Genomic DNA, 4,094 nt, shown 5'->3' with positions numbered 1-4,094 from the left:
GCACCACAGCGTCGCCGGGGTGGGCGCCGGCCGCGCGCAGCCGGTCGGCCAAGGCCATCGCCAGGATCGGCGACGGACCGAGCGCCGGCGTCACGTGTGCGTTCGGGTGGGCCGCGGCGGCGACGTGGTCGGGCAGATCCCGGCGGACGTGATAGCCCCGCGCCAGGAAGGCGGGGACGACGGCCACGCGTTCGTGGTCGGGCAGGGCGGCGAGGACCTCGCTGGGAGTCGGACCGAGGACGTCGACAAAAGCGACGCGCACCCGATGGCCGAGGCGCGCGCTCATGGCCGCGGCCAGATCGCCGATCATTGCCACACCGGCCGGATTGCGGGTGCCGTGTGCGACCAGCAGGGTGCTCATCGGCGGTACCCGAATCGAACTTCCGGCGTGTTCGACACGAAGACCATGCCGTTCAATCCGATGCGGGTGCCGTAGACCGGCACCGAGATGCCCTCGGCATCGAGGCAGCGGCCATCGATCAGGCTGAAAGCTTGCTTCTTGAGTGGGGAATGGACCACCGGAAAGCCGTTCCGGTCGCCCACGATGCCGCGGGAGAGGACCGCCGCCCGGCCGATTGGGTCGATATTGCCAATGGCCTTGAGGCGGTCGTCGGCGAGTCGGAACAGGGCCACCTGGGCGCCGTCGGGCAGCAGCACGGCCACCCCGCGGAGTCGTTCCAGGCGGTCGATGTGGCAGGCGGCCGTCCAGTCACGGGTCCAGCGGTGCAGGTCGAAGGCGAGCGTCATTTCTGGGCTCCTTGCGGTCGAAGGGTCGGTTCGCCGAGTAGGACGGGAACCTTGCGGCCGTTGCTCTCGCCGAAGGCGACCGTCGGGTCGGGGGATTCGGGGGCGTTGACGAAGGAGACGAAGCGGGAGAGTTTGTCGGGGTCGTCGAGCACGCCCTTCCACTCGCAGGAGTAACCATCGACGTGCCGGGCCATGGCGGCCTCGAAATCATCGGCCAGGCCGAGGTCGTCGTCGATCACCACCGACTTGAGACGGTCCAGGCCACCGTCGAGCTCCGCCATCCATGGCGCGGTCCGCTGCAGCCGGTCCGCGGTGCGGATGTAGTACATCAGGAATCGGTCGATGTATCGGATCAGTGTCTCGGTGTCGAGGTCGCTGGCCAGCAGTTGGGCGTGCCGGGGGGTCATGCCGCCGTTGCCCGCCACATACAGGTTCCAGCCTTTGTCGGTGGCGATCACGCCGACATCCTTGCCGCGCGCTTCGGCGCACTCGCGCGCACAACCGGAGACGCCCATCTTCAGCTTGTGCGGCGAACGCAGACCGCGGTAGCGGAGCTCCAGATCGATGGCGAGCTGTACCGAATCCTGCTGGCCGTAGCGGCACCAGTCCGATCCGACGCAGCTCTTGACCGTCCGCAGCGACTTGCCGTAGGCCTGGCCGGACTCCATACCGCCGTCGACCAGTCGGGTCCAGATCTGCGGCAACTGTTCGACCGTCGCCCCGAACATATCGATGCGCTGGCCGCCGGTGATCTTGGTGTACAGCCCGAAGTCGCGGGCGATCTCGCCGATCAGAATCAGGTGCTCGGGCGTGATATCGCCGCCCGGCACCCGCGGCACCACCGAGTACGTACCGTTGCGCTGAATGTTGGCAAGAAAGGCGTCATTGGTGTCCTGGAGCGTGGCTTGTTCGCCGCCGAGGATGTGATCGGAACTGGTGGAGGCCAGAATGGAGGCCACCGTCGGCTTGCAGATGTCGCAGCCGGTGCCGGTACCGAACCGGGCAATGAGACCGGAGAACGTCCGGATGTCACTGGCCAGCACCAGTTCGAAGAGTTTGGCGCGCGACTGGCTGAAGTGTTCGCAGAGCGACTTGGAGACTTCCACACCCTGGGCATCGAGTAGCTGGCTGAGCAGCGGCACACACGAGCCGCAGGCGGTACCCGCACCGGTGCAGCCCTTCAGCTCGGCCACGGTGCACGAGCCGTCGGCGATCGCCGAGCAGATCGTCGCCTTCGAGACGTCGTTACACGAGCAGATTTGCGCGTCGTCGGGCAGCGCACCGACACCGAGGGTGGCGCCGCCTTCGGTGGCCGGGGAGATCAAGCTCACCGGGTCGCCGGGGAGAGTGGAGCCGACCAGCGGGCGCAGCATGCCGTACGCCGATGCATCGCCCACCAGCACGCCGCCGAGCAGGGTCTGTGCGTCGTCGGACAGCACCAGTTTGGCGTAGGTTCCACCGATCGGGTCGCTCACCACCACCGGCAGCGAGCCGGGCGAGGTGCCGTGCGCGTCACCGAAGCTGGCGACCTCGACACCGAGCAACTTGAGTTTGGTGCTCAAGTCGGCCCCGGGGAAGGTGGCATCGCCGTCAAGGAGCTGATCGGCCACCACCTCCGCGGTGGCGTACCCCGGGCCGACGAGGCCGTAGCGGACCCCCTCGACTGCGGCGACCTCACCGATCGCGTACACCTGGGGATCGCTAGTGGCACACCGCAGGTCGGTGAGGACCCCGCCACGGTCGGTCAGCTGCAGACCGGCTTGCCGAGCGAGCTCGTCGCGGGGACGCACCCCGGCGGCAAAGACCACCGCGGCCACGTCGACCTGCGCGCCGCCGGCTAGCGTAACGCGCACTCCGCCGTCGGGGCCCGGTTCGATCAGCTCGGTGCCCGAATTCAGGGTCACGTCGATGCCGCGTTCCCGGATCATCCGGACCAGGTGCTCGCCGCCACCGGCATCGACCTGATGGGGCATGAGGCGCGGATTCACTTCGATCACATGCGGCCGCAGGCCCATCTGCGCCAACGCATTGGCCGCCTCCAGGCCGAGCAAACCGCCGCCGATCACCAGTCCGGCAGCCGCATTGTCGCGGGTCAGGGCGGCCTCGGCATCGGCACGGATGGCGTCGAGGTCGTCGAGCGTCCGATAGACGTGGCAGCCGGGGGTGTCGTGACCGGGCACCGGCGGGACCCACGCATAGGAGCCGGTAGCCAGCACCAGGGCGTCGTAGGGGAGGGTCGTCCCGTCGGCGAGCGCGACCGTACGGCCGACCCGGTCGATTCCGACCACCGCGGTGCCGGTGCGCAGGTGTACGGCCGGGTCGCCGGCGAAGTCGTTGCCGGGGAGGGCGAGGGTGCGCCGATCCCAGGAACCGACATAGCCCGACAGCCCCACGCGGTCGTAGGCGGCGTCGTCTTCCTCTCCGAGAACAGTGACGCTCCAGCGGTTCTCGGCGTCCCTGGTGCGCAAGGCTTCGACGAAGCGATGGCCCACCATGCCGTGTCCGATGACGATCAAATTCTTCATGAAAGCCACGGTAGAAACGCGGTGTTGCGCAGAGATTGCCTCGGATGTGGCGGCGCCGTCACAACCAGCTCACAGACGCTGGTAGGCGCCTGTGAGTTCTCGCGGGGGTACCAGAACGAGCGCGCGGTAGCCGATCGTCGAGGCCAGATGGCCGGTGCCCCGGCCCCGGGTGACCGACCAGCGGCCAGCGCCGTCGGGCTCGGCAGGCAGCACCCGCCAGCGCCCGGGCAGGCGGGCTTCGTCCCCGTCGACGACGTCGAGCAGTTCGATGGTGCGGGGAGTGCGCGCCAGCAGCGCATCGACGATCGCCGGAACCAGTACCGCGGTGCCGGCCACGGCGGCCAGTGGATTGCCCCCCAGCCCGAGAAGCACTGCGCCGCTGGGCAATTGGGCAACGAGGAGGGATCCGCCCGGTCGCACGGCCAGGCCGTCGATCAGGATCTGCGCACCGGCGTCGGTCAGCGCGGCGCGCAAATGGTCGGCGACGCCGTGACCGGTCGCGCCGATCACCACGACGAGATCGGTGCCGGGTGTCCCCAAGGCCTCGCGGAAGGCGACGGGGGTGTCGTCCAGGTGCTCACCGGAACTGACCGTGAGGCCGTACTGCGCGAGGAGTTCGGCCACCGGCGCCGAGGCGGTGTCCGGGACCGTCCCGCGCGGGAGCGGGGCGCCAGGCGATGGATTCGAGACGATCTCGTCCCCCGAGGTGTACAGCAGGGCGCGTACCGGGCCGCGGACGGTCAGTGTGCCGACCCCGGCGGCCAGCGACACCGAACGCACCGCCGCATCCACGGCGACTCCGGCCGCCGTCAAGGTGGTGCC

General features: G+C 69.2%; 4 protein-coding genes. All 4 read right to left on the bottom strand.

What is annotated here, in order from left to right:
* Window positions 1-361, bottom strand: a 361-nt coding sequence (locus WAW85_RS02360; protein WP_422558054.1) for a sirohydrochlorin chelatase, incomplete at its 3' end; no start/stop codon positions are given.
* Window positions 358-747, bottom strand: coding sequence for a nitrite reductase small subunit NirD (gene nirD / locus WAW85_RS02355; protein ID WP_422558053.1), 390 nt, complete (start codon window positions 745-747; stop codon window positions 358-360). The genes nirD and WAW85_RS02360, both read right to left, overlap by 4 nt.
* Window positions 744-3,272: a nitrite reductase large subunit NirB gene (gene nirB, locus WAW85_RS02350; protein ID WP_422558052.1), complete on the bottom strand. Its 2,529-nt coding sequence runs from the start codon at window positions 3,270-3,272 to the stop codon at window positions 744-746. The genes nirD and nirB overlap by 4 nt, the downstream gene beginning before the upstream one ends.
* 69 nt (window positions 3,273-3,341) lie before the next feature.
* The coding region (locus WAW85_RS02345) for a molybdopterin-binding protein (protein WP_422558051.1) at window positions 3,342-4,094 on the bottom strand (753 nt) is incomplete at its 5' end.

Origin of the sequence: Gordonia sp. (in: high G+C Gram-positive bacteria) (assembly GCF_049299075.1) — a bacterium.
GTDB lineage: Bacteria > Actinomycetota > Actinomycetes > Mycobacteriales > Mycobacteriaceae > Gordonia.
The sequence above is the reverse complement of the archived record's forward strand: the minus strand, read 5'-3'. Positions and strand labels throughout refer to the sequence as shown.